Raw genomic sequence first — 20,552 nt, 5'->3', positions numbered from 1 at the left:
TATTTATTGCCTTTATTACTCCGGTCTTCCGAGATGTGCCCTAATCTGCTTCAATGCGTCTTCCAGATGTTCAGCTTTAATGGAATAGATCTGGCCTTCATAGCCCATCGAAGCATGATCATACCTGGAATCATAGTAATGCTCCAGCATGAGCGACACCGCTTCTCCATAGTTCTCCAGGCGAAGTGCTTCTGCAATTGCGTTAGCATGCGGGGTATGCATGCGCCGCTGAATGCGGGCGAATGCTTCACGGATTGCAATCGGGTGCTTGGACGGCTCATATTCCTTCACAATATTTCTAACCCGTACCTGTATCGGCAGCTGGATATCAAGCACCGTTCCCGCCTTCTTCGCATCCATCAGAAATTCTGGCAGTATGACCTTCCCGATTCGACGACTCTCCGCCTCCAATAGGAGGCAAGGTACTCTTGCTGACTTTAACTCCTCCAGCTTCTCAAATAGCATCGCATCAAACATCTTCTGATTGTTCGGGACTTGTCCAATATGCCCAAATACAGAGCCTCGATGTCCTGCCATCTCCTCAAGATCAAGGACGGGATAACCTTCCGCTTGAAGCTGCCGAAGCATATCTGTCTTCCCTGTCCCCGTATGTCCGGACAGGACAACGCACGGTATTCGCCAGTCATAGTTCACCAGCGACTCTTGTATCCATTGTCGGTAGGTGCGTATTCCCCCTGACAATCGGTATGGCTTCAATCCCATTAAAGACATCACAGTAGCCATCGTACGGCTTCGCATGCCGCCCCGCCAGCAGTAGATGATGGTCGTCCCTCGAAGCTCCTTGAACTGCTTATATAATGATGGAAGCTTGGCTGACGCGATCTCTAACCCACGTTCCTTGGCCGCTTCTACACTTACTTGCTTGTATATCGTTCCGATCTCCGCCCGTTCTTCATTCGTGAACAAAGGAATATTGATGCTTCCCGGTATTCGGAATTCCTCGAATTCTCCTGGCGAACGCACATCAACAAGCGTTGCCTCCTTGTCCCGCAATGCCATACACTGCTCTAATGAAATATCGTGCATACCTCTCACCTCTTGTTGTCTCTTACAATCTCGTGATATCGAACTATTGTTAAGACTATAGCATTCCGCCCAAGAAATCCACTCTGACAATCGCCGTGCCCTTTTTTACGTTAGGTACATATGTAGTAATAACCCATGATTGCCATCATTGTCTGTTTCCTAGGAGGTGTTTCACATCACGACCGTTAAGGCAGTTATATTAGCTGGCGGAACTGGAACTCGTTTCTGGCCTTTCAGCCGCGCAGATTACCCAAAGCAATTTTTGCCGATTCTTCATCAACAATCGATGCTTGCTGACACGGTACAGCGAATGCTTCAATATTTACCGCTGGAACATATATATATCGTATCCCTTGAAGAATACATCCCTATTATTCGAAAACAGCTTCCTGCCTTCCCGCTGCAGAACATTATTGTGGAGCCTATGGCGAGAGATACCGCCGCATGCATCGGTCTTTCTGCGCTTCAATTAAGTGCAGACGACGAAGATCCCATTCTGATTACCTTACCTTCCGATCATTATATTTCGGATCCTGATGCTTTTCACGAAGCACTGCGTACCGCCGTCTATCGTGCAGATCAGGAACGATGTGTTGTTACTTTGGGGGTGAAGCCAACACGCCCTGAGACGGGATACGGATATATCCGTATCCAACAGAACAACCCAACCCCTACTAACGGAAATGAAGCAACCGATATATCCACTCCACTTACCCCAGTTGAGAAATTCATCGAGAAGCCAGAACTGTCTGTTGCAAACAATATTTTTGCTGATGGTTGCCACTATTGGAATACAGGGACGTTCATTTGGAAAGCTTCAACCATCATGCATCTGATCCATCTGCACCTACCTGACCTGTATCGTTCCTTGTTTGATATGAAGACACTCTTAAACGATTCACATAACGGTCAACAACAGCTCGCAGCCGCATACAGTAGTCTCAAGAAGCAATCCATTGATTATGGCGTTATCGAAAAATGTGAATCCATCTACATGATTCCTGTCCATTACGGCTGGGACGATCTCGGCAATTGGAATGCACTTGAGCGCATACACCAGACCGATGATCTCCTGAATATTGTTCATGGGCGTCATGAGGGGATCGATACGGAGCGAAGCATTATCTACGGTGCAACAAAGCAGTTAATCGCGACGGTAGGCATTGAAGACATCGTGATCGTCGCCACGGATGATGTGGTTCTCGTCTGTCCGAAAGAACGAACACAGGATATAAAAAAGATGGTGAAGCACTTGAAGCAGCGCGGATACGACACGTTCTTATAGAAAGGTGGATACGACTCGATGTTTCTTCATAATATCGGTACCATCTACGAACCAACAGGATATGCAAAGGCCAATCGGCATGTCGTGCTTGAATTGATGAAGCTGGGGGTGCAGTTTCACTATACGCCAGTTCATTCCGAAACAGTCAGGGTTCCTATGACCCCCGATATCGAGGCGGCCTTGCAGGCGATATCGCACACTCCATTGCCAGAGCCCCATATCGTATTTACGCATTACCCTGCGATCCAATTTGTGAAGGACATTCGCCATTACTCAATCGGAATGACGATGTACGAATGCAGCCGACTGCCGTTCATGTGGTCTCGAAGATGCAGCAATATGGATGAAGTATGGGTACCGTCCACCTTCAATCGAGATACCTTCCACCGATCTGGAGTCCCGCTGCACAAGATTCACGTCATGCCTTACGGAATTGATTCGGACTTGTTTGCTCCCGGTCACCCCCCATTCCCTATTCCGGGCCAACGAAGCTATACCTTCTTATCCGTCTGTTCCTTCGATGACCGCAAAGGCATTGATATCTTACTTACCGCCTTCCTTGAAGAGTTCGCGGAGTCCGAGGATGTATGTCTCATTATCAAAACGCGTGCAACCACTGAAGAGGAGATCGGCAGACAGCAAGCCTATATTGACGCTATCGCCTTCAAGACAGCCGGAAAGTCCCGTTCATCGGTCATTCTCATCTCAGCGATTCACAGTTGGAGCGAGGAGCAGTTAGCTATGCTCTATAACAGTGCCGACAGCTATGTGCTTCCTACACGTGGAGAAGGATGGAGCTTAACCGTAATGGAGGCAATGGCCTCGGGTCTCCCTGTCATTACAACGCGCTGGTCAGCTCATCTTGATTTCGTCAACGATGCGAACGGATACCTCATCTCCGTCCAGAAGTTTGCTCCCGCCCACCCCACGAATTCCAGAATGCTGTGGGCAGTTCCAGACAATATGCATCTAAGACAGCTGATGAGGCATGTATATATGAACCGGGATGAAGCAGCCGCTAAGGCTGCCCTCGGTCGAAACACAGTAAAGGAGCAATTTACATGGCAAGCAAGCGCAGCCCGCATGCTTCATCGCTTGACGGAAATAGCCGCGCGTTAAAAAGGGAGATGGCAACGCTATGATCAGCGTCATTGTTCCTACGATCCATCACACCGATCTCGTTAAACATTGTGTGCACAGCTTCATCCATACCGTACATGAGCTGCCCTACGAGATCATCGTTGTCGATGATGGCAGTCCTGCCGCGATTCAAGAAGAACTGGCACGATGGGCTGCTCCGCTCCAGGTGCAATTCATTGCAAAGCCTCATAATCATGGATTCAGCCATACTGTCAACGCTGGCATCCAGCATGCCAAGGGACAATATATTCTGCTCGTCAACAATGACGTGTTCTTCCACGAGCCCGGGTGGCTCCATCATATGGTTGCAACCATGAACAGTGATGCAGCAATCGGCATCGTAGGAGCAAGACTCCTCTATCCCGATATGACGATACAGCATGGCGGCGTTATTCCGACAGCGAAGGGGCATTTTGACCACCGCTACCGCCGACAGTCAGCTGATTATGAGCCTGCATTGGTCATAGAAGATATGAATGCTGTAACCGGTGCATTAATGCTAATACGCAAGCAGCTCCTCGACCAGATTGGGCTATTGTCCGAGGAATTCTTCATTGCCTTCGAGGATGTTGACCTCTGTTATCGCGCTAAGGTGCACGGCTCCCGTGTCGTGTATTGCGGAACGGCTAGTGCCATCCATGCGGAAGGGTATACCCGCGGCACGACAAAAGCGAACAAGAATCCATATTGGAGACAAAAAGAAATGGAAGCTCGAAAAAAATTCTGGATGAAATGGGGAGGGAAAATCATCCGATGACAGCTCCTCTGGAAGTCGTATATGTGCTTGAACTGACCGGATTGTCTGGCGGCATCCGCAACGTATTCGAACAGGTCAACCGTCTGCATGATATGGGGGTCAACGTACAATTATTCGCACTCGATAAGCAGCCTAATTGGTTCCCGCTCAAGGTGCCCGTACGGCGCTTCGGCAATTATCCATCCATGATGCGTGCGCTGACGCCAATGAATTGTATTAAGGTAGCCACCTGGTGGAAGACGCTTGCTGCCGTATGGCATAGCTGCGATCGCAAGCGCGGCGGCAACGGCGTTCCGGTATATCTGGTGCAGGATATTGAGGAGAGCTATTACCCGAACTGGAATGATATGCAGGAACGAGTACGTAATACGTACCGGGTGCCCGTGCATATGCTGACGATAGCAGATTGGACGACCAGACAATTGCTGGAGCGGTTCCAGAAGCATGCAAGCAACATTTCCATTGCTGTTGATTTCGACCTATATAAGCCGAATCGCACTCATGACTATGACCCATTCCGTATCCTTGCCTGCAGCCGCCGCAGCCAGCACTTGAAGGGATTCGACATTACGGTTCAAGCAGCGAAGGATGTGTGCTCCAGACTGCCACAAGCATCTATGGTCACCTTTGGCGTGGAGCCTCCCCATCTGCATGGCATTCCTCATGGTCATTTCTCTCACCCTGATGACCACCATGTTGCCTACTTATATGCCAACTGCGGTGTATTTGTCCAAACCTCCTATCACGAAGGCTTTGGGCTTCCGATATTGGAAGCTATGGCTTGTGGCGCCCCTGTCGTGACCACAAAGGCGGAAGGAAATGAAGAATTCTGCCATAATGAATGGAATTGCATCCTTGTAGACAAAGGAGATGTTGCTGGAGTTGCACAAGGGATCCTGCGCATATTAACCGATCCGCAATTCGCCGCGTATCTCACGACGAATGCCATGACAACGGTGCAGCACTATAATTGGCCGCGTGTGATGCATAATCTGCTTACGGTATTTCACGCCGTGACACCTCAATTGCAGCAGTGAATGCATATGAAATAAGCCCCTTCCGAATCTCTCTCGGAGCGGGGCTTATTTCATGTCCAGCATATGCTTATTTTCCTTATTCCGCTTGATAGTGAATGCCGGCAAATACTTCATTCCATACTTGATCGCACGCAGCATCCCATCCGATGGGCAGCTCTAATCCGCATGTATTCGCAAGCGGCCATTCCTTGTCGATGATCCGATGCTCGTTTCCGGGATTTACAACCAGCAAGCTGAATTGATGCTTCACAAGAGATGCCAATGCTGCTTCCAGTTCCGCTGCCTCGTCATATGATGCATTAAATCGGAAGTAGAAGATACGCTTGCTATGCTCCGCCTTATCTAGAAATCGATGAATTCTCCGCTGAATCGTCTCAATAAATTTCGGATATTTCAACGCGATCCCTCTCCGACGTTCTGTGTACAAAAAATCATGAACTGATTGTACACCATACACCCGGTCTAATATACAATAATTATGACGTTTAAAAATGATGCTCTCCACCACTAAATGATCCGGATGCATGAACTTGGCAAAGCGATTTCGAAGCAATAAGCTTACACCAGGTGTCCAATTGGAGTACATCCAATCCACAACACCACTGTACGGCCGCAAGCCATAGCGTTCCAGCCGTTGAGCCGTATAGCAGTTCGACCCCAAACTGTACACGGCATCGTATACGCCTTTTACATCAGACAATCGCAAGGCAATCTCCTCCACTACGTAAGGTTGAACGGTGTCCTATAGGTTTCCTCGGCCATTTTGCCGCCCCACTTCAACTCATAATACCGCTCGTACAAGGGCCAAGTCGTATCAATGATAAAATTGTAATGAGCATCCGATTTCCTCGTTGAGCTTCCATGATGATCGACAGGCAAGCCCGTGAACACTTCATCATATCCTGCCAACCTGAGCCTGCGATGATAGTCTATATCGGCGAAATAACTGCTGAATACCGTGTCCCATGATCCCGCTGCTCTAACTGCCTCCATATTGTAAGCAGCAAGCGCATCGAAGTTCGTTAAGGCAAGCCCCCACTTCCGCCCACTGTTCTTCAACTCCTCAAGCACTCCTAGAAATGCTTCTGGCGTACCCGGATGAGCCTCCGCATCGTTATGCATATAGAACACAGAATCGGCCCCCTGATCGAGAGCCACGCTCTGGAACCAATTCATAGATTGGGTAAACGTCAGCGATACAGGGGGCTCATATACGGTTACGCGCCGAGACAATTCAGAATCATATCTTAAATCGTGCGCGGGAGAGTTATCCAATACGTAAGTATGCTTCCAATACAGTTCGATACTGTCCAAAGCCCGATACAGCAGATCCTTACGGTTCACGTACGGAATTCCCACAACGTAACGCAATGCTGATCACTCCTCATATACAAATTCATTAAGCTTTCCTTATACCTTTATAGATAGCGAATCCGCTCCGCTATTTTCTTCGCCGAGTTCTCCCACGTCCAGTGCGACAGCACAAGCTGGGATACGGCCAGACTTCGCTCTTTCACCACTTCTTGATTCTCGTACACAAAACGCATGACATGAGCTAGATGCTCAAAATCCGGCTCCGCCCATTGAAATCCTGTATAATACGGACATTTCGCCACGGCCGGAATCAATCGCTTCACTTGAATGGGGAAGCCCGTTTGGATGTTCAAAAAGTCCCGCTGCGCACTCCAATCCGTCGCGATAACAGGAATGCCGCAAGCCATCGATTCCAGTATTGGCATTCCCCAGCCTTCTCCCCTTGTAGGCAGCACGAAGCAATCCGCTGAACGATACAAGCTGCCAAGCAAATAAGAAGGAATGGTCTGATTTTCGATAATAATGATTTTGGACTCTGCATGCTTTAGATTCAGCTTGCGAATCTCGGCACGCACGTTTACTTCCGGGTCTTTGTTCGTAATTTTGCAGACGAGCACCACATCATCGAAGGCGAATTCATTGGCGAACGTTCGCAGCATTTCTTCCGGTGCTTTGCGTTCCCCCCACTCGAATACACTTAAGAATGTAAACTTCTCAGAGAACCGGAAAGCACGAATATCCGGGTTGAAATAGTTAGGATCAACCCCTAATGGGATAACATGAATCGGAACATGCACGCCGCTGTTGCGGAAGGTTTCTACATTGAAGCTGGATGGAACCCACACTTCATTCATGCGGTTGCACTGACGCACCCACTCTTCAGGCAGGCCGTCTACTTCCAGCATCGTATAGCCGATCTTGTACCTGCCTTCATTTTTGAAGAACACATCGCCCTGTCCGTACACTACTTCAGGTGCTGATTCATTCCTCTTTCGCATGCTAAATAGATTCACACGATAATCATCGCTCATATTCGGTTCCTTCGTATGGAATGGTGTTCCAGGGCCGTATACATAGCGATAATGCATCTTCACACGCTGTTCGTCGAGAGCAATCATGAGGTTGCGGGAAGAATTCGCATAACCGCTTGGCAGGTTCACAATCGAATGCCAATTCAGCTGTGTATGATACTCTCCTGCAAGCTGGTGGCCCCACTTGCCATGGAAGATGCCCTGCGACTGCAAGAATAATTGGTTGAAATCGATGTTGTTTACCTTCGTAGAGGTGTTCTGCGCATGAACGAGCGTTACTCTTCCATCATAGACAACCCGAAAACCAGCGGCTAATGCCCGCAAGCAATAATCGGTGTCCTCGAAATATGCAAAATAATCGGTATCCAATGAACCAATTAGATTAATCAGCTCACGCTTTATATAGGCACACGCAAATACAACCCCTTGCACATCACGTACACCTTCATATTGACGAATATCTGTCTGTTGTCCACCAATCTGTTGTCCCCAACATGTATCCTCGAAAATATATGTCCCTGCATGCTGAAGCTTCCCGTCTTCACCACGCAATCTGCAGCCTACAACACCGATATTGGGAGCTTGAAAGGCCGTCTCCTGCAAGCGCTCCAGCCAATCTGCTTGAGTAATCAGAATGTCGTTATTCAGCAGCAGAATATCACTGTCTAGATCACAATGAGCAATTGCCAAATTGTTTCCAGCCGTAAACCCTATATTCTGTGGACTCTCAATTAACGTAACCCACTTCAAACCTCGAAGATAGTCCACACTTCCATCCGTGCTTCCATTGTCCAGTACCACAACATCCACCAATTCATGCGCAGCCAATGGGGAAAGCGAAGCGATGCATTGCTTCGTATGTTCTAGTCCATTCCATGTCAGGATGACAATTGATACTTTGCGCCGCAGCGGCGGAGCAGGAGCACGATTGCCGATCGTCTTGGCAGGAGGGTATTCCATAATTTCGAATCGTTCAAAGTCAACCGGACCATTATGTCTTGGGGCCTGTGGGGCATGGAGCAGCATCTGGCATTCCGGCGATACCAGAATCCCCATTAAGATTGACATTCGCGGCTTCCCCTGTCTCAGCATGAAGTAATAGTGCCGGAATGCGCCGTCCTCCACCTCTCTACACAGCATCTCTCGGTACAGCTCATGCGGAAATTCGTTTGGATCGATTGTCAATAAGGTATAAATTCGATGAAAGATACGAAATGGAGTGCTGACCATATCGACGGCAACTTCACCAGCGAATGTCTGTTTCAACTCTTTGCTTTTCAGGAAATGGGTAACAATGGTCATCTTCGTGTGCCCTGCGCGAAGCAGTGCAGTAAAATGGCTTAACCCTGGATAATCCGGCTCTCTATTTAACACCTGTCTATATAGCTCTGACACAAATGCTTCCTCTTCCAAGCGGAACATCTGGTGTAACGTCTGGATGATATTCAAACTCGATCCCTCCATACACATTACGGATGATACGGTCATTTACATTAGTGTATTAGCACAGGTTCCAATTTGCCTGTGTATTTGACAGAAACGGGCGCGAAATAACAATTGGATGTACGCCTAATCAACATCTCCATCATCGCTGAATACAGTGAGTACTAGATTTAGGTGATGGTACATGAATAAGGAGTGAAGAAATGAGACAAATCGTTAAAAATTTGGTGAAAATATGTTCGGACATTCTCCCCTATGAAGTGCCAGTATATGAATTTGGAGCGTATCAAGTGCAAGGTCAGGAAGGATTCGCTGATTTGCGCCCCTTCTTCCCTGGCAAACCTTATGTCGGCTGTGATATGCGGCCAGGTGTGGGTGTAGATGCGATTTTGGATCTTCATCATATCGACCTCCCTGCGGAGACGGCAGGGCTTGTAATCTCCTTGGATACGCTGGAGCATGTGGAAGATCCCCGTCTTGCCATGCAAGAGGTTCATCGCATCTTAAAACCAAATGGCATTGCCATTATTACCTCGGTCATGAATTTCCCAATCCATGATTATCCAGCCGATTATTGGCGCTTCACACCCCAAGCATTCGCCAGCATCTTGAAGCCATTCGATACGGTAGTAACCGACTATGCCGGGGAAGAACTATTCCCTCACACTGTCATCGGTATCGGCATTAAGGGCAATGCCGTACCTGCCGAGACGATTAACTCGCTCCAGCAATACTTGGACATGTGGAGAGCTGCAAGCTATCACCAGCATTAACAGCTCGGGGGAGGGGAAGTTCAATGAGCTACTTTTTGAACCAAAATCCAGCTTATCAACAATACCAAATCGGTGATTGGTCCTACGGCTACCCTAACGTACTCACATGGGGTGAGAAAGCAACATTAACGATCGGAAAATTCTGTTCATTCGCTTCGAATACGACGATCATGCTGGGCGGAGAACATAACGTGGACTGGGTTACTACCTACCCCTTCAACCCAATATTCCCCAATGCAGCAGGCTTCCTTGGACATCCCAAAACAAAGGGTGATGTTACGATTGGCCACGATGTATGGATTGGCTTCGACTCGCTAATTCTTTCTGGAGTATCAATTGGAAATGGTGCAGTCATTGCAGCAAGGAGCATCGTTACGAAGAACATTCCTGCTTATGCGATTGCCGGCGGCAACCCGGCTCGTGTGATTCGTTATCGCTTCCCACCTTCCATCATTGACGATTTGCAGCGTATCGCATGGTGGGATTGGCCACTAGAGTACATCACAGTCGCTTGGCCCCTCCTTCTCTCCAATAGAATCGAGGATTTCATTCGCACGTACAAAACGTGGTGATCATGGGAGGCAACAGAAGTGATTTATTTCTGGAATCAGGTCGTACATCCTATTCTTCAGCTGACAAGGCCGAAAGTGATCGTAGAAATAGGATGTGCCCAAGGATATAACACCGTTAATTTGCTCGAATATGTAAAGCCGATGGAGAACGGTCAGCTAGTGGCAATCGATCCCTCTCCCCTGTTCGATATTGAACGAATGAAGCAGTTATATGGCCATAAATTCCTTCTCGTGCAAGATTACAGCCTGAAAGTCCTACCGCACATTCACACATGCGATGCCGCGTTTATTGACGGGGATCATAATTGGTATACCGTGTACAACGAACTGAAGCAATTCGAGCGCATCAAGAAGTTTCCGATCATCTTCCTTCATGATCTGGAATGGCCTTATGGCAGGCGAGATATGTATTATTTCCCTGAATCAATTCCGGCGGAGTTCCGCAAGCCGAGTGCTAAGAAGGGAATCTTGCCAGGAATCAATGAGCTTGTAGACAATGGACATAATGATTCTGTCCACAACGCGGCATATGAAAATGGAGATCGTAACGGAGTATTGACTGCAGTAGAAGATTTTATGAAGGAAGCCCCAATCCCGCTCCAGCTGCATCGCGTACGCAGCCAGTTCGGACTAGGCATCATTGTGCCAGACATTACAGAAACACATCATTACTTCAATCGCGAAATACGCCGAATAATTGAACAATCCGGTCTGTAATGCAACCGTTCTATGTATCTCTAGCCACAGATTCTCCTTTTATCTGCGGCTAGAATACACCCTATGCTATTATAATCCCGAAGCTGCCAGAATCGTTTGGACATGTATATCGATCGATGGGTGCTTCGGTGCAATAATACCTAGCCCGCTATTGGACAAGGCTTGATGATAGCTGACGTACCAAGGCGTCTGCTGCAGGAAGTCCTCAACAGCAGTCAACACGCCATTGCGAGCTCCTCCTTCATAGAGTGCATTATTCAGTAAATTGTTTGCCCCTGCGCCATGAACGAGCTGCGATTGACCTGGTACCATCCCCATCTTCGCATAAGGGTGCACAAAACCTGCGGGAATCGATTCTGGGAAATAATACATATCTCTTCTACCATACGGCCATTGTGTGTCATGCAGAAAAACTAGCGGGAACCGTTCCTGCTGCTGAGCCATTATCTCAACTAACTTCAGTTCATGATATACGGTATACCAATTATGATCCCCATCAATCAGGATACAATCAAATTGCTTCAGGTGCGGAAGAATCTCTAAACTATAGTCCAGCAGCATATGAAATTCCTTGTGGAAATGCATCTTAAACTGCTGAATATCAAATCTCGGTGCTGGATCTATAGCAAATAATTCACCATTCACCGCACGACAATACTGCAATAAGTTGCTCGTATTCAAACCATGCTCCGCACCAATCTCTACGATTCTCTTCACACCAAATGATTGCAAAAGTGGAAGTATAATTTTTTCCCAAAATGCAAGCACCTTACTCACCTCCGTATATCACTATATGCGATTCAACGAACTTGGTATAAACATTCTTCCCTACACGATCAAAATGGGACTCGCTATGTTCGAGCGAGAATTTCAATCCTAGATGTGAAGATGATTGAATACATTGAAATGTAGAGCTTGTGCGAACCTAGGGGGTGTAATCCGATGACGCGTATGTTGTTATCGAACCGATATCATTTCTCCTCGTTGCAGATTAGAGACGGCAGCTTATTATTCGAACCACAGGAGCATTGTCTCCTTGAATGCCCTAAGCCGATAATATTCCACGATGCGGCCGATCCGTTCGGCGTGTGTCAGGATGACGCACATTATGTTCATCTCGTGTATGTGAATAGGGATGACCAGCTCATTCATGTCTCAATCAATCCCTATTCACTTCAGACGCACAAGCGCGAAATAGCAGGCCTGTTCAAGCACGTCCTGCATATTCAACTGATCAACTGCCACAATCAGCTTCATGCCGTGATTCAATACCGTTCACGCATTGAGCATGTATCGTTATCTGGCATTCATTGGTCAACCGCAGACGTCCTATATGATGGCGAAGAGATCCATTCCCTCCGTCTATTCTCACATCAAGATCATATCTGGCTGTGCACTGCATTAATAACGGCGGCGCCTCCCCATCAGCAACTACGACTGCTCCTGCAATCGTTCCATACAGCATCTAGCCGATGGCTGCCTTCGACTTCATTGCCTGCTGTCCCGCTGGAATCGAGGGAAGATTTTTTAGCCTATGATCTCTACTCTGTACAAGGGCGACTTGGAATGTTCCAGTTTCAGCGCATTGGGAACAAGCTCTTATTTACAGCATATGAATGGAATAAACAAAAGGAATGGTCATTGACGGCTCATAACCAAACAATCATCCCCCCTACTCCTACATCACAGGCCATATGTACATACGATCAAGGGCAGTATTGCTTAAGCTGGGTAACAGAAGATCTGCTGTTCCGCATTGAATATAGTATCCATCAAGAAGAATGGAGCGAGTTATATACAACAGCTATTCCATGTCCTGTTATATGGACATGTATGTATGACAAGCTGCTAGGTCGCGATGGCCCTACCGTATGGATTGCTCCTGACGAGGAGACAGCGCCTGACTTCACTGGTTTTGCAGCACCCGCAGTCATACAGGGCTACCGAGCAAGGCGCGAACTCACTCACAGTATCGATTCAGCCGAAGCAGTCATCGCTTCTATCGCACACATGAGAGAAGGTTGCAGAACAAGAAAGAGGGAACTTGTCCAATTGAAGCAAATCCAGAAGGAGCGGCAAGCCACAGCGGACCGACTGACTGAACGAATCGCTGCCTTGCAGGAGGAAGTTCAAGTGCGCCTTGCCATTCAGGAGCTTAGTGAGAAGAATACACTATTAATGGAGAAAGAAGATAAGATAGTCGCTCGAAGCGGCATGAAAGAACAATTATCACGGATTGTATTCAAAATATCGAACCCCCGCTAAGGAGGAGCATGTGATGACAAATGATCCAGCAGCTTCCATTGATGTGATCCTGCAAATTGCGGCTGATGTTGATTTGGAGACGCGCAGAATCTGCTTAATTACCCATATCAAATTTCGCAATACTACAGCTCAGCCTGTGTCGTTGTCTCATATTTTACTAACACTATCCCCAAGCCAATTCTCAGTCGTGAGCGGGAAAATTGTAGCCCCGCAGCATGCTCTGGTGTTTGGTCTCCATAAGAAAGGGAGTCAGCAAACGGGATGGAAATTCGATCGGGATGATTGGTTCTCGTACGGGCGCAAAAACGGGGAGTACCGGATTGAGCCTGTCCAGCCTCATCTGCTCCCTCCACGCATCTGGTCGGACATAAGAGATATTCATATAGAGTGCGATATCGATCGCCTCATCACCCCGCTGCACATACACGCTTATGTATTTGCAGGGGGTAAGCAGTTCCCTGCCGCGAATCCGAGCAGTATCAGCTTCCGCGCTGCTTCGAATCCATAAACGGTCTATTCTAAACTACATGAATGACAAGTATCTTTACATAAGTTTGTACGAATGAATCTAGTAATTCATCCAATCTTATGGCGAATCCCCTTCATACATTAACAGTGTAGAAAGAATTCTCACGGATTCTTTCACTCATATGAAGAAAGGGAGGTTTTTCTGACATGCCATTAATCCCCATTCAACGACTAGTAAGCTCCACTACGAATGTTGTTACCGCTGCTGACGGTGCAACTGCAGCAGCTCTCGCATTGTCAGGCGCGGCTCCGAATGTCGTCAATGTTGGCAATGCTCCGAAGATATGGCCTCAGTTGGCGAAATTCGACAATGACAACACCGTGTTTGCAGCCGTTCCAAATCCAGAATTCGTCTGGTCCCAGCCTACATTTATTCCAGGTGAAACACATGGCTTCGCGGCCGTATCTGCTACAATTCCTCTTTCGGTTGGTATTATTAATGACTTTTTAATTTCCCTTACCGTATTCGCCGATAATGCAGTAACGGCTTCGATTCTAGCCTTCAGTCCACTCGCAATCAGTTTATTCCCAGTCCCAGGACTGGGTGTGCCATTGCACGCAGGTTCCCTGGATCCGACGACTGGCTTAACGACAGATGTTGCCAATCCGTACAACTGGCAAAATGTTCGCTTCTATTCGATTCCGGCATCGCTTGGCTTGATCTCGGTCGCACTTAGCGTAAAGTTCGTATTCGCATTCCAAGTAACGAACTATTTCACAACCGGTGCTGTCAACACAGCTGGATTAGCTTTTGCTGCCGATATATATCAATCTACTTTGTTGTAACTATGCTAATGCCGCGACTCTATAAGACGCGGCTAAACGCATCATAAATCAGAAGAACGGAGCATGGTGTGCTTACTAATACCGCACAGCATGCTCCGTTCAATTTGACATCAACCAAATCGATTCAGGGTTTGCTTGATTATCCTCAATCCGATAACTGCGTACGCGAGGACGAAGCCGTGACAAAGATACAATGATGTACGAGCACGGATATACGGCATGCTCAATGTCGAAGATGGACGGGTATGGAACAGAGGCAGGATGAGAGTGAAATACGGCGATGAGCTGTTCTCCACTCCCCTCCATGTGCTTCAGTGCATGATCCAACTGCTCCATATCCATCGTAAATGATACCGGACTGCGGTCAATATTATCGATAATCCAGCAGCGGTTAGCAAGCCCGTCGTTTCCTGACAGCAGTCCACAAGCTTCCAATGGCTTCTCTTGCAGACAATGTCCTACCATCTCTCGATATGTGTTCTCCGTTAGCTGTAGTCCCACAGTATTATGATTTGTCGGTAGAGGATTGTTCACGTTTCGCCCGCTCCCTTTGCATGAGCAATAGATCTTGAGCTGGATCTTTCGGAATGCGAGGCTGGCTCGTTAATGATTGCTGATTCAAATAACTAAGCAGTGAGCCGGAATGCTTGCTTGCTCCGTCTGCACGATTTACCGTATTGGCATGAAGCCATGTAAACGTCGAATATGCTGGAGCTTGCCGCTTCTTGTCTTCCAACTGTTCCTGCTCTCGGCTCTCCAACTCATCCGAATCAGCTTGCAGTTCACGGTGTGCTCGCTCCCCAACTCCGATCGACCTGCTATCTGATTGCTCTCCCTTATACAGTTCATCGGCTTCATCCACCGTAGGAGAGCCATAAATATTCTCTTTATCTTCCCATTCATATTCCGCGACCAACACGCTTCTATTCACGAACATATCGTCATCATAACCGGTGTCATTAAGGCTCTCCTCAACGATATCTACAGCTTCTTCAACATCCTCTTCCTGCCAATCGTCTCCTGCGGGTTCCTCATTATCCTTATACTTTTGCCAATACACTTGCTCATTCAACTCATCCCCATGCTCAAGCTCATGCACACTTACTCGTTCTTCACTGTGCTCAATGGTATCTGTCCCTGAACCCTCATAAGCGGAACGCACTTCTTGAGCAAGCCGCGACTCTTTATATCCCCGCTGCTGCGAATGTTCGTGCGGTTCCAGTTCATCCCTGCGTGAAGTTTCTACAGACTGATGCAAATTGGATGCATCCATAAATGAAGTCTGCACATGCGGAGCCGTCGCCTCTTCCTCCCGCGATGCAACGTCTTCAGCGTGCCGCACCTCAGTAGTAACGGGACTTATTTCCTTCTTCCTATCCAATTCAGCTCCTTCGCCATTATCCATCGCTCGAAGCTTCTCAATGACATCTAGAATCGGAAGATACGAGAAGTAGGAGGCAGCTGCACGAGTGATTCCATTGCCGAGCTGCACGAGCTGTTCCGTAGACAATCGCAGGAATCCGCCGTATGTGAGCGCCACTGAAGTCCAAGATTGCCCTGTCAGCGATAACTGATAATTCGACCGATCCTTCCAATTCAAGCTCGCTCCACGGATAGGCAGCTCACCGTGCTTCAACATATTCATAATAAGTAATTGGGCCAACTGTTTGCTCTGTTTGCGATGATGTAAATAATAATGAACACTTACCTCCATTGCATCATCCGGTACTGCTGATATCCATATCCCCTGCCGCTGATGATTCGATTCGCTTAACAGCTGCTTGCGCGTATCCTCTGAATCCACAATCGTGACTCTCAATCCGGCTTGGGACAGCGTGGACTGTATCGGGTACCACAACCGATCCACAATCTCCGTCATCTTGCTCTCTAGTACAACTCGGCACCCTTCAAGCGGGTTCATAATATCGAGCATGCCTTGTCGTTTGTCCAGATGAAATGTGAACGAGTACTTGCCCAGCAGCTGGTAAACATCAACTAACCGCGTCTCCGCAATCTTGCATAATGGCTTGCCATTCAATCGAATGTGCATTCCATGCCCCTCCCTCCTGTATGTACTGACTAACGTCATTGTATGAGGCGAATTCCGAATGGTGCCAAATTGGAACCAACGGCATGCAACTGCTCCAATACGCGATACTGCTCCCGCTCCATCTCTTCGATAAATGATTCCAATCGCTGCATCTCATGCTCCTCTTGCAGCAGACGTTCTTCAAGCAGCATCATCTCTTCTTGCCATGCAGCAATTCGCCCAGATGCAAATTCATGCAGTACGCCTAACTGCAACTTGGCATAATGCAGCAATACATCATCCTGTATAGAAGGACCCATTGTATTCATGGTCAAGAATGGATGGAACAAATCAATGAGTTCGATCGGACGGAAACATGGGTACCCGATGCCAAGAAGCGGGACAGGCACATGAGCCTGTTCAGAACAACGAACCCCTTGGATGATGCGAAGCCTCGATTCACGGACGAACGGTACTTCCATAAAGGATCCCCAGTCCCTGCCTCCGTTGCTTGAATATGCACAGGCTAACCATGAGGAACCTGTAATCGAGAGAAACAGACCATGTTCTCCTGCAATCGTAAGTCGAGGAACGGAGAATTGATTCTGAAAAAAAACTTTCAATGGGATACAGGAATTCGTAACTTGTATGCCTCGCGCACAATATACCGTAGCTGTGACTCCGTTGTGTACGACCCACGCGAGATATGGATCTCCTTCCCTCGCCGCGGATATTGTAATGCTCCAATTCTGCCCTGCTTGCGCAGAAGAGAAGACGTGTTGCCATTTTGCCTCCTCTGATTCCATATCGAGCTCGAGCAGCATCAGCTGCTGTCGATTCGGATCTCCATGTCGAATCAGGAACAGCCCATAAAGAGTCCCTGATTCACTTATATCGCAGCTTGCTTGTTCAATATGTACATTGACGCCATAATCTTCGTGAACATAGGAAAAAGCCCTCTCTCGCCACCTCCCCTGCTCAACCTGTCGAAGCACATACGTAAACTTCTTGTTCAGTATTGTAGTGAAGCCGAAATAGAGGGTTCTGCCAAGGTTAAAGAGATACGGATTCGATGAGCTGGGATGCCTGCTTATTCGCAATTCTTGCTTTTCATCTACACGCGCATTCACGCTGCAACGTGCATAATAGATACCCGATTCATAGGCCATCAACATATGTAAATGGCCATGAAGCAGAATGGCGCTGAACTGCTTCACGGTACTGCTGAACCTCCATAGGTGCTGCTTCACCTGTTCAACTCCGCGGTATAAGGAATGAAGCAGCGACCCATCGGATTGAAGTTCTACCCAATGCACGCCTTCTGAGGAATATAAGCAAACTTCTTGCCTCACTGCGATCCCCTCCAAATTATTTTATGGGGGTGTCACCTTTTCTAGATCGCCCCCATAGACTGTATTGAATTTGAATTCAGATTCTATAAAGGAGGCAGGAAACATTCATGGAGAGCAAGTTAGTTCAAGGGCAAACAACGCCCCCCGAATATTTGCCACTACCCTCTTTGGAATGTATAGAGGTTCCTAAAGTATTCGATTGGGTGTTGTTAACGACGCAAATTGTTGATGAAGCATGCATTGATCCAGCTCTGTGCTTGCCATTGCCGGCTACATTCAGCGCTCAAGCAACGTTACTGACAGTAAGCTGCGGAGAGAAAGTCGGTTCTATTAGAGAAAATGTAGTGGTTACTGTTGGTGGCACACCAGTTACTCTACAACGTGTTGTCATTAAGAAAACAGGAACGTTTGAAGTCACGATCATCGATACTACAGTCGTCCCTAACGTAGTACATTGCACATTTACAAAAACCTTTGTACGCTTCGAGAAAGTTCTGTTGTGTGCGCCTCCGGGAACTACAATTGATTGCGAAATCGTTCCGAACACATCAACGATTGAAGTTCTCGATATTGTCGACAACTCTTGTGTCAACGTGGACATCGTGATTTGCCAAAGCATTCAGGTAAAAGCGAATGTCAAGTTAGTTGTTGAAGCTGAGCTGTGCCAACCGCGTGCAGTGATTCCAGTCCCTGAAAACGCTTGTGTTGTCACATTCCCGAAACAATGTCCTACTATCTTCCCTGGTGCACCTTATCCGTTCCCATCATAATCAAAATGCTGATCGGCTTGGGGTGGTGGCTAAAACCATCCCCTTTTTTATTCTCTCGATGACAGGAACGAGGAGGGGCTAATGCGGCTATACTATATCGCTTCCGGTTATCGGAGGCCAATTGATATCCTCGATAATGCGCTCATGAAGGCTCTGTACGGCCAGTGTCATGAGAGCAAAATATTTCTGTTGAATCGTGCACCAATTCAGCAGCTTCTTCCCGATATCCGCGAATTCAGGCCTGAGTTCGTCTTGACCATTTGCGGTCCTCGCTCTTTTCTGCCTGTTGATCAAGTTCGCAGCATACGGAGGATGGGCATTCCAATTGGCGTATGGTTCGTTGATGATCCCTATGCCATCGACAATGCGCTGCAAGTAGCAGCCGAATACGACATCATCTTCACCATTGATTCTGGTTGTGTCCCTTACTATGAGCGCCACGGCTGCAAGCGAGTTCACCACTTGCCGCTCGGAACAGACACCGATATCTTCCGTCCCTTCAACGCTCACCCTTCTTATGAGAGCGATATCTGCTTCATCGGTACAGGGTACGATAACCGACTCCGTATGATGCAGCAAATGCTGAAGGAACTTGATCCTGGCTTACATGTGAAACTTGTCGGACATTTCTGGGACACCGTCAATTGGTCGGGCGGTTGTATCCCTCACCTGCGAACCAAGTGGGTCAACTTCTCTGAGACGCCTCGTTATTACAACGGTGCCAAGCTTGTGCTGAATATTCACCGCAGCGAAGATGATACATTAATTGATAAAAATAAGACAGGTGCTCCCGGTCACACCATTAACAATCGCACCTTCGATATTGCGGCATGCCGGCGTGCACAGATCATTGATTATCGCCCAGATCTTCATATGTTCTATGAACCAGGCGCGGAATTGCTATGCTTCGAGTCGCCGAAGGAATGTGCTGAGCTTATTCACACGTACCTCTACGAAGATGCCAAGCGGAGCTCCATCGCCTCTCAAGGCTATGAACGAACTCGGGCAGAGCATACGTTTGCGAAGCGTCTGGAGCATTTGTTGAGTAGAGTGCGGGAGCTATAGATAACTAGTTCTCCACTTCGATTCGCAAGTTCTGAACTTCCTATCAGCTCTGCTATATCTTATGATGCGTCTTCCGAAATCTTGAGAGACAACAGCCTGATAGACGAGGAAATGTGCAACAAGCCCGTGGATAGAAACCTAGCATATAGAAGAGGGTGCGATTACCCTTTGACAAATGACTCCATAATCCCGGCCGCACCTGCAATAGCAAGCAGAAGGATAACCGGAAATGCATAGGTGGGGATGAGAAGGTAACAAGCCGTGATAAATGCGGCAGACCATACTCCCGTGCACCAATAACAGGTGAGCAGTTTGCGCATAAAGGCATGAAAACGGCCGCCTTTTTCTTCGATCACTGCAAATATAGCTCCATTCTCATCCGTATGATACCGCTCCTCTACAAAAGGTTTGCGAATGAAAGAAGTAATTTCATCGAATACGATGAGTCTAGTTAGGCGATAGCTCGCCAAAATAAGCAACGTCAATGACAACCAGGTTATGTTATGCATAGCAGTCCCCCTTAGCCGCTTGTATCACTCATTCGATCAGTTTCATTGTATGGACTTCTTGACAAGGATAGAACTGTTCCCTACTACTGCCTTGGACATTACATAGCGCCACCCTTCCTTGCAGCGGGAACA

The 20,552-nt window shown here is 47.7% G+C and carries 21 protein-coding genes; 12 read left to right on the top strand and 9 right to left on the bottom strand.

Going from position 1 to position 20,552, the window contains the following annotated elements; genetic code table 11:
• Window positions 1-15: 15 nt before the first annotated feature.
• On the bottom strand, window positions 16-1,047 hold the full coding sequence (gene mnmH / locus ABN764_RS21205) for a tRNA 2-selenouridine(34) synthase MnmH (RefSeq protein WP_174810730.1): 1,032 nt from the start codon (window positions 1,045-1,047) through the stop codon (window positions 16-18).
• Between the two features lie 166 nt (window positions 1,048-1,213).
• Here mnmH and ABN764_RS21200 point away from each other — a divergent pair, with 166 nt between their 5' ends.
• Genes ABN764_RS21200 through ABN764_RS21185 form a run of 4 tightly spaced genes read left to right on the top strand, consistent with a single transcriptional unit; the run spans window position 1,214 to window position 5,266 of the window.
• Window positions 1,214-2,332 (top strand): mannose-1-phosphate guanylyltransferase, encoded by a 1,119-nt coding sequence (locus ABN764_RS21200; protein ID WP_446673030.1) that lies wholly within the window; start codon window positions 1,214-1,216, stop codon window positions 2,330-2,332.
• A gap of 18 nt (window positions 2,333-2,350) precedes the next feature.
• On the top strand, window positions 2,351-3,451 hold the full coding sequence (locus ABN764_RS21195; protein ID WP_174809173.1) for a glycosyltransferase family 4 protein: 1,101 nt from the start codon (window positions 2,351-2,353) through the stop codon (window positions 3,449-3,451).
• A 19-nt stretch (window positions 3,452-3,470) separates the two neighbouring features.
• Entirely contained in the window at window positions 3,471-4,229 is a 759-nt protein-coding gene (locus ABN764_RS21190; RefSeq protein ID WP_446673029.1) for a glycosyltransferase family 2 protein, read from the top strand.
• Window positions 4,226-5,266 (top strand): glycosyltransferase family 4 protein, encoded by a 1,041-nt coding sequence (locus tag ABN764_RS21185; protein ID WP_028531818.1) that lies wholly within the window; start codon window positions 4,226-4,228, stop codon window positions 5,264-5,266. The genes ABN764_RS21190 and ABN764_RS21185 overlap by 4 nt, the downstream gene beginning before the upstream one ends.
• Window positions 5,267-5,342: 76 nt before the next feature.
• Here ABN764_RS21185 and ABN764_RS21180 read toward each other — a convergent pair whose 3' ends face one another.
• From ABN764_RS21180 to ABN764_RS21170, 3 genes are read right to left on the bottom strand one after another with little or no spacing between them, the layout of a single operon-like run.
• A complete protein-coding gene (locus tag ABN764_RS21180; RefSeq protein ID WP_446673028.1) occupies window positions 5,343-5,966 on the bottom strand; it encodes a DUF1796 family putative cysteine peptidase in 624 nt (207 codons plus the stop codon).
• A gap of 20 nt (window positions 5,967-5,986) precedes the next feature.
• The gene (locus ABN764_RS21175) at window positions 5,987-6,637 is read right to left on the bottom strand and encodes a glycosyltransferase family 2 protein (protein ID WP_446673027.1); all 651 of its coding nucleotides are present in this window, start codon (window positions 6,635-6,637) and stop codon (window positions 5,987-5,989) included.
• A 47-nt stretch (window positions 6,638-6,684) separates the two neighbouring features.
• Entirely contained in the window at window positions 6,685-9,060 is a 2,376-nt protein-coding gene (locus tag ABN764_RS21170; RefSeq protein WP_446673026.1) for a DUF4214 domain-containing protein, read from the bottom strand.
• 197 nt (window positions 9,061-9,257) lie between these two features.
• Here ABN764_RS21170 and ABN764_RS21165 point away from each other — a divergent pair, with 197 nt between their 5' ends.
• The 3 genes from ABN764_RS21165 to ABN764_RS21155 are packed head-to-tail and all read left to right on the top strand — an operon-like array spanning window position 9,258 to window position 11,116.
• A complete protein-coding gene (locus ABN764_RS21165) occupies window positions 9,258-9,827 on the top strand; it encodes a class I SAM-dependent methyltransferase (protein WP_021254496.1) in 570 nt (189 codons plus the stop codon).
• Between the two features lie 23 nt (window positions 9,828-9,850).
• Window positions 9,851-10,399, top strand: coding sequence for a CatB-related O-acetyltransferase (locus ABN764_RS21160; RefSeq protein ID WP_021254495.1), 549 nt, complete (start codon window positions 9,851-9,853; stop codon window positions 10,397-10,399).
• An 18-nt stretch (window positions 10,400-10,417) separates the two neighbouring features.
• Window positions 10,418-11,116, top strand: a complete 699-nt coding sequence (locus ABN764_RS21155) for a class I SAM-dependent methyltransferase (RefSeq protein WP_446673025.1) — start codon at window positions 10,418-10,420, stop codon at window positions 11,114-11,116.
• 69 nt (window positions 11,117-11,185) lie between these two features.
• On the opposite strand, the gene ABN764_RS21150 is transcribed toward ABN764_RS21155, so the two are convergent.
• Window positions 11,186-11,884 carry a class I SAM-dependent methyltransferase gene (locus ABN764_RS21150; protein WP_446673024.1) on the bottom strand — a complete coding sequence of 233 codons (699 nt, stop codon included), beginning with the start codon at window positions 11,882-11,884 and terminating at the stop codon, window positions 11,186-11,188.
• 174 nt (window positions 11,885-12,058) lie between these two features.
• Here ABN764_RS21150 and ABN764_RS21145 point away from each other — a divergent pair, with 174 nt between their 5' ends.
• The 3 genes from ABN764_RS21145 to ABN764_RS21135 all read left to right on the top strand — a co-directional run bounded on the left by ABN764_RS21145 (window position 12,059) and on the right by ABN764_RS21135 (window position 14,695).
• Window positions 12,059-13,381, top strand: coding sequence for a coiled-coil domain-containing protein (locus tag ABN764_RS21145; RefSeq protein WP_446673023.1), 1,323 nt, complete (start codon window positions 12,059-12,061; stop codon window positions 13,379-13,381).
• A gap of 13 nt (window positions 13,382-13,394) precedes the next feature.
• Window positions 13,395-13,889: a hypothetical protein gene (locus ABN764_RS21140; protein ID WP_446673022.1), complete on the top strand. Its 495-nt coding sequence runs from the start codon at window positions 13,395-13,397 to the stop codon at window positions 13,887-13,889.
• 167 nt (window positions 13,890-14,056) lie between these two features.
• Window positions 14,057-14,695 carry a hypothetical protein gene (locus ABN764_RS21135; protein WP_446673021.1) on the top strand — a complete coding sequence of 213 codons (639 nt, stop codon included), beginning with the start codon at window positions 14,057-14,059 and terminating at the stop codon, window positions 14,693-14,695.
• 99 nt (window positions 14,696-14,794) lie between these two features.
• Here ABN764_RS21135 and ABN764_RS21130 read toward each other — a convergent pair whose 3' ends face one another.
• From ABN764_RS21130 to ABN764_RS21120, 3 genes are read right to left on the bottom strand one after another with little or no spacing between them, the layout of a single operon-like run.
• Window positions 14,795-15,229 (bottom strand): M67 family metallopeptidase, encoded by a 435-nt coding sequence (locus tag ABN764_RS21130; protein ID WP_446673020.1) that lies wholly within the window; start codon window positions 15,227-15,229, stop codon window positions 14,795-14,797.
• Window positions 15,201-16,745 (bottom strand): hypothetical protein, encoded by a 1,545-nt coding sequence (locus ABN764_RS21125; protein WP_446673019.1) that lies wholly within the window; start codon window positions 16,743-16,745, stop codon window positions 15,201-15,203. The genes ABN764_RS21130 and ABN764_RS21125 overlap by 29 nt, the downstream gene beginning before the upstream one ends.
• A gap of 35 nt (window positions 16,746-16,780) precedes the next feature.
• On the bottom strand, window positions 16,781-18,076 hold the full coding sequence (locus tag ABN764_RS21120) for a hypothetical protein (RefSeq protein ID WP_446673018.1): 1,296 nt from the start codon (window positions 18,074-18,076) through the stop codon (window positions 16,781-16,783).
• A 107-nt stretch (window positions 18,077-18,183) separates the two neighbouring features.
• Here ABN764_RS21120 and ABN764_RS21115 point away from each other — a divergent pair, with 107 nt between their 5' ends.
• Window positions 18,184-18,846, top strand: coding sequence for a BMQ_0737 family morphogenetic spore coat protein (locus tag ABN764_RS21115; RefSeq protein WP_072727230.1), 663 nt, complete (start codon window positions 18,184-18,186; stop codon window positions 18,844-18,846).
• Window positions 18,847-18,927: 81 nt separating this feature from the next.
• The gene (locus ABN764_RS21110; protein ID WP_174809556.1) at window positions 18,928-19,911 is read left to right on the top strand and encodes a CgeB family protein; all 984 of its coding nucleotides are present in this window, start codon (window positions 18,928-18,930) and stop codon (window positions 19,909-19,911) included.
• Between the two features lie 161 nt (window positions 19,912-20,072).
• Here ABN764_RS21110 and ABN764_RS21105 read toward each other — a convergent pair whose 3' ends face one another.
• Window positions 20,073-20,420, bottom strand: coding sequence for a DUF1360 domain-containing protein (locus ABN764_RS21105; protein ID WP_072727232.1), 348 nt, complete (start codon window positions 20,418-20,420; stop codon window positions 20,073-20,075).
• Between the last annotated feature and the right edge of the window lie 132 nt (window positions 20,421-20,552).

This window comes from Paenibacillus wuxiensis, assembly GCF_040195695.1.
GTDB lineage: Bacteria > Bacillota > Bacilli > Paenibacillales > Paenibacillaceae > Paenibacillus_B > Paenibacillus_B suaedae.
Note: the sequence above shows the minus strand (reverse complement) of the source record. Positions and strands in the feature narration are given on the sequence as shown.